The sequence below is a fragment of the Streptomyces sp. SID5785 genome (genome assembly GCF_009870065.1).
Lineage (GTDB): Bacteria > Actinomycetota > Actinomycetes > Streptomycetales > Streptomycetaceae > Streptomyces.
Genome location: NZ_WWIA01000704.1, coordinates 1 through 5,189, shown reverse-complemented (window position 1 = coordinate 5,189; position 5,189 = coordinate 1). Strand labels below are relative to the sequence as shown.

6 protein-coding genes and 1 pseudogene are annotated in these 5,189 nt (G+C 72.9%); 1 reads left to right on the top strand and 6 read right to left on the bottom strand.

Annotation, left to right across the window (positions count from 1 at the left end; translation table 11 throughout):
* From GTW43_RS23195 to kdpF, 3 genes and pseudogenes are all read right to left on the bottom strand, one after another.
* A pseudogene (locus GTW43_RS23195) lies at positions 1 to 728 on the bottom strand (potassium-transporting ATPase subunit B); the annotation flags it as partial.
* Positions 728 to 2,389: a potassium-transporting ATPase subunit KdpA gene (gene kdpA, locus GTW43_RS23190; RefSeq protein WP_161303948.1), complete on the bottom strand. Its 1,662-nt coding sequence runs from the start codon at positions 2,387 to 2,389 to the stop codon at positions 728 to 730. The gene kdpA and the pseudogene GTW43_RS23195, both read right to left, overlap by 1 nt.
* 8 nt (positions 2,390 to 2,397) lie before the next feature.
* Entirely contained in the window at positions 2,398 to 2,487 is a 90-nt protein-coding gene (gene kdpF, locus GTW43_RS23185) for a K(+)-transporting ATPase subunit F (protein WP_037855298.1), read from the bottom strand.
* Between the two features lie 361 nt (positions 2,488 to 2,848).
* Here kdpF and GTW43_RS23180 point away from each other — a divergent pair, with 361 nt between their 5' ends.
* Positions 2,849 to 3,589, top strand: a complete 741-nt coding sequence (locus GTW43_RS23180) for a GNAT family N-acetyltransferase (RefSeq protein ID WP_161303947.1) — start codon at positions 2,849 to 2,851, stop codon at positions 3,587 to 3,589.
* Between the two features lie 12 nt (positions 3,590 to 3,601).
* On the opposite strand, the gene GTW43_RS23175 is transcribed toward GTW43_RS23180, so the two are convergent.
* The 3 genes from GTW43_RS23175 to GTW43_RS23165 form a co-directional block, all read right to left on the bottom strand.
* Positions 3,602 to 4,432, bottom strand: coding sequence for a thioesterase family protein (locus GTW43_RS23175; protein ID WP_237536770.1), 831 nt, complete (start codon positions 4,430 to 4,432; stop codon positions 3,602 to 3,604).
* A 225-nt stretch (positions 4,433 to 4,657) separates the two neighbouring features.
* Positions 4,658 to 4,921, bottom strand: a complete 264-nt coding sequence (locus tag GTW43_RS23170) for a GlsB/YeaQ/YmgE family stress response membrane protein (protein ID WP_161303946.1) — start codon at positions 4,919 to 4,921, stop codon at positions 4,658 to 4,660.
* A gap of 140 nt (positions 4,922 to 5,061) precedes the next feature.
* A partial coding sequence (locus GTW43_RS23165; RefSeq protein WP_161303945.1) for a TerD family protein occupies positions 5,062 to 5,189 on the bottom strand: 128 nt, incomplete at its 5' end.

Genomic DNA, 5,189 nt, shown 5'->3' with positions numbered 1-5,189 from the left:
TCGTTGGGCGTCTTCTGCCGTGCGGCGCCCTCGACCAGGTTGATCATCCGGTCGATGAACGTCTCGCCGGGCCTGGTCGTGATCCGCACGACGATGCGGTCGGAGAGCACCTTCGTGCCGCCGGTGACGGCGGAACGGTCCCCGCCGGACTCGCGGATGACGGGGGCCGACTCGCCGGTGATCGCGGACTCGTCGACGCTGGCGACGCCCTCGACGACGTCGCCGTCGCCGGGCACGACGTCGCCCGCCTCGCAGACGACCCGGTCGCCGATGCGCAGTTCCGTCCCGGCGACACGGACCTCCTCGGTGCCGTCCAGGCGGCGGGCCACGGTGTCCGTCCTGGCCCGTCGCAGGGTGTCGGCCTGCGCCTTGCCGCGGCCTTCGGCGACGGCCTCCGCGAGGTTCGCGAAGACGACGGTCAGCCACAGCCAGGCGCTGATGGCCCAGCCGAACCCGTCCGTCGGATCGGTGCACGCGAAGGCCGTGGTCAGGACGGAGCCGACGAGCACGACGAACATGACGGGTGTCTTCACCATCACGCGCGGGTCGAGTTTGCGGAAGGCGCCGGGCAGTGAGGTGAGCAGCAGCTTCGGGTCGAAGAGGCCCGCTCCGACCCGGCCCGGTGCGGGCTGGTGTCCGGTGGGCGCGTCCGGGTGTGGTGCCCGGGTGGGAGTGACGGTGGACATGGATTCCTCGTGGTGCTCGGGCTTTTCGGTGTCGGTACGCATCAGGCGAGTCCCTCCGCGAGCGGCCCGAGGGCGAGGGCCGGGAAGTAGGTGAGCCCGGTGATGACGACCACCGTGCCGACGAGCAGGCCGGCGAACAGCGGTTTCGCGGTGTGCAGGGTGCCCTCGGTGGCCGGGACGGGCCGCTGTCCGGCCAGGGAGCCGGCGAGCGCGAGGACGAACACCATCGGCAGGAACCGTCCGAGCAGCATCGCGAGGCCGATCGTGGTGTTGAACCACTGGGTGTCGGCGCCGAGTCCCGCGAACGCGGAGCCGTTGTTGTTGGCGCCTGAGGTGTAGGCGTAGAGGATCTCGGAGAATCCGTGCGCGCCGGGGTTGAGCATCGAGTGCCGCGGCGTCGGCAGCGCCATCGCGAAGGCGGTGAAGCCGAGGACGAGCGCAGGGGTGACGAGGAGGTAGCAGGCGGCGAGTTTCATCTCGCGGGTGCCGATCTTCTTGCCCAGGTACTCGGGTGTCCGGCCCACCATGAGGCCCGCGACGAACACCGCGATGACGGCCATGATCAGCATGCCGTAGAGACCGGATCCGGTGCCGCCGGGCGCGATCTCGCCGAGCTGCATGCCCAGCATCGTGATGCCGCCGCCGAGACCGGTGAGCGAGGAGTGGAAGCCGTCGACGGCGCCGGTCGAGGTGAGGGTGGTGGAGACCGCGAAGATCGACGTGCCGCCGATGCCGAAGCGATTCTCCTTGCCCTCCATGGCGCCGCCGGCGAGTTGCAGCGCGGAGCCGTGGTGGGCGAACTCGGTCCACATCATCAGGCCGGTGAAGGCGACCCAGATGGTGCCCATGGTGGCGAGGATCACGTACCCCTGCCGGACGGAGCCGACCATGACGCCGAAGGTGCGGGTGAGGGCGAAGGGGATGACGAGGATCAGGAAGACCTCGAAGAGGTTGGACAGGCCGCCGGGGTTCTCGAAGGGGTGGGCGGAGTTGGCGTTGAAGTAGCCGCCCCCGTTGGTGCCCAGTTCCTTGATGGCCTCCTGGGAGGCGACGGCGCCGCCGTTCCACTGTTGCGTCCCGCCCGTGAACTGGCCGACCTCGTGGATCCCGGCGAAGTTCTGGATCGCGCCGCAGGCCACCAGGACGAGCGCGCCCACGACGGCGATCGGCAGCAGGACACGGACGGTGCCGCGCACCAGGTCGGCCCAGAAGTTGCCGAGTTCACCGGTGCGCGAGCGGGCGAAGCCGCGGACGAGGGCGACCGCGACGGCGATGCCGACGGCGGCCGAGACGAAGTTCTGCACGGCGAGGCCGCCGGTCTGCACGACGTGGCCCATGGCCTGTTCGCCGTAGTACGACTGCCAGTTGGTGTTCGCGACGAACGACGCGGCGGTGTTGAACGCCTGGTCGGGGTCGATCGAGGCGAAGCCGAGCGAGCCGGGCAGAGCGCCCTGGACGCGCTGGAGCAGGTAGAGGAAGAGGACGCCGACCGCGGAGAAGGCGAGGACGCCGCGCAGGTACGCGGTCCAGCGCATCTCGGTGTCGGGGTCGGCGCCGATGCCCTTGTAGATCCACCGTTCGACGCGCAGGTGGCGCGGCGAGGAGTAGACCCGGGCCATGTGGTCGCCCAGGGGGCGGTAGGCGAGTGCGAGGGCCGCGACGAGCGCGAGCATCTGGAGCACGCCGGCGAGTTCGGGGCTCATGTCGGGCTTCAGAACCTCTCCGGGTGGATGAGGGCGAGGACGAGATAGCCCAGGAGGGCGACGGCCACGACCAGGCCCACGACGTTCTCGGCGGTCACAGCTTCGTCACCCCCTTGGCGACGAGGGCCACCAGCGCGAAGACCGCGATCGTAGTGACGACGAAGGCCAGGTCGGCCATCGTGAGCTCCCTGGGTGAAGGTTCGGTTCGGAACTGACACTCAGAGGAAACCCCTGGCCAAGGGCGATGAGGCCCCGTGTTGACGCCACCCTGACGGCGCCGCCCCGGCCCTTGACGCCTCTCTGACGTGGCGGACGGCCGGTGTGCCTACGATCTTCCGAGCGCCGGACGAGCGCCCGGACCGGAGCCGGCCCGGAACAGGACCGGAGCCGCACCGGAACAGGACGAGCGCCCGGGCCGGCAGCCGACCGGCACCGCACCAGCAGCCCCGGAGGACGCGCATGACGGACCCCTACGACGACGATGCAGCCGGTGCCTGTGTGCTCGACGATCCCGTCGGGGCGTCGCTGCGCGGGCATCACGCGCATCTGGCCCGCCGGCACGGCCTGGCCTCGGGATATGCGCCGGACGTCGCGACCTTCGTGGCGCTGCCGCCCGGTCCCGGGCCCGCCGCGTGGAAGGACCTGGCCGAACTGCTCGGCGGCAGGGGCGGGTTCGCCGACCTGTTCAGTTCGCCCGCGACGCCGCCGCCGGACTGGGAGCCGGCCTTCTCGCTCGACGGGGTGCAGCTGGTGCGCCCGGCCCGCGAGGAGGCCGCCGACGAGACAGGCGCCGTGGAGAGGACCGCCGACGAGACGGGCGTCGTCGAGCTGGGAGCGGCCGACGTCCCGGAGATGCTCGCCCTGGTGGAGCGGACCCGGCCGGGCCCGTTCCGGCCGCGCACCCACGAGCTCGGCAGCTACCTGGGGATCCGGGCGGGCGGTGCGCTCGTCGCCCTGGCCGGGGAGCGGCTGCGGCCGCCGGGGTGGACCGAGCTCAGCGCGGTGTGCACGGCTCCCGAGGCGCGCGGCCGGGGCCATGCCGCGCGCCTCGTGGGTGCGCTGGCCGCCCGGATCGAGGCACGGGGCGAGCGTCCGTTCCTGCACGTGGCCGCCGCCAACACCCCGGCGCTCGCCCTCTACCGGCGGCTCGGCTTCGAGGTGCGGCGCACGGTCACGTTCCGCGGCTTCCTGGTGCCGTGAGCGGCGTGCGGGTCAGCCGCGCCGCTGCGGCCTGACCGTGAGGATCTGCTGCGCGTGACCGACGGGCCCGTGGACGTCGTGCAGCACCGTGCTGGTGACGCCGTGCCCGGCCGGGCCGAAGGTCACCGTCGTGTCGAGGCCGGTCCAGCGGCCCCGCGGCTGGCGGTGCAGGTGCAGGGTGAGGTCCACGTTGGGGAACATCCACTCCGTGGGCGACTCGCGCACCGCGATCCCGTTGGCCGTGTCGACCAGGGCGACGAACGACGCGAGGGCGCTGCTAGGCTCGCCCGCCACGAGCTCCAGCGGGCTGGCGATCCAGGCGGTGGTGCGGCCGGGCCGCGGCGGTGCGAGCGGGCGTACGTCGATCGAGGCGATGTATCCGCCGGGCCACACGGACGCCATGTCCCAGGCGGCGACCTCCTCGGGCGGGGTGAGCACCTCTGCGGCGCCCCCGGCGACGGCCTCGGTGTCGGCGGACGCGAGCAGCCAGGCGCGGGCCCGCACCACGGGGCGCCCGGCGATCACGACGACGGCTTCGAGCAGCTCGATCGTGCGGCCGGGCCGCACGCTCTCCACGGTGATCTCGCACTCGTCGAGCGCCAGGCGGCCCAGGATGTCGAAGCTGATCCGGGCGATGGCGAGGCCCTCGGCGCCGGGCCGCCCGGCGAGGTACCGGTCGACGGCGTGGACGACGAGTCCGCCGAGGGGGCTGAAGTGCATCTCGTCGACGTCCCAGGCGCCGCCCGCGTGCGGGGTGGACTTGTAACGGGACGCGTCGATGCGCTCGAAGTAGCTCTGGTGACCGCCGAGTCGGCCGTCGCGGTCGTGAGTGCCGGTGGACAACGGACCTTTCCCCTTCCTGTCGGGGCCGCCGGCCCCGAGCGGGTCGGGCACCGGCGCCCGCCGCCCAACGTAACCGAGGGGCGGCCTGCGCCCGACGGCGGCCTGAGCGGAGAACGGGCACGCGACGGCGGAGACCGGCGGGAGGCGGACCGCCTGTGGGGCGGTCGCCTCCCGCCGGCCTGTGGGCCCGCGCATCGTCCCGGGCGGGCCGGGCGCGCGGGCCGGTCAGCGGCGGCCCTTGAGGCGCTCCACTCCCGTGACGCCGACGGCGGCGAGGCCGACCTGGATGGCGAGTTCGATCCAGTCGACGCCGCGGGTGTCGGCCACGCCGAACGCGCCCGCGACCGCGGTGCCGACGAGCGCGGCGAGAACGCCGACCAGGATGGTCCACAGGACGCCGATGCGCTGGCGCCCGGGGATGACCAGCCGGCCGAGAATGCCGATGACGATGCCGATGACGATCGCGGTGAAGATGCCGGAGATCTCCATGTCTGCTGCCTGCCCCTCGTGAAGTCACTGCGACGCCGTGCGCGGCCGCCGGACCGGGCCGTGCCGCGTCCCCGTGTCGAGGACGCGGTACGGGGCCCGGTGGTTGAGCGGGTCGCCCGCCGGGGCGGCGGGCGCGGGCGTCAGACGTTGACGCCGTAGTCGAGCGCGATGCCGCGCAGGCCCGAGGCGTACCCCTGGCCGACGGCGCGGAACTTCCACTCCGTGCCGTGCCGGTAGAGCTCGCCGAAGACCATCGCGGTCTCGGTGG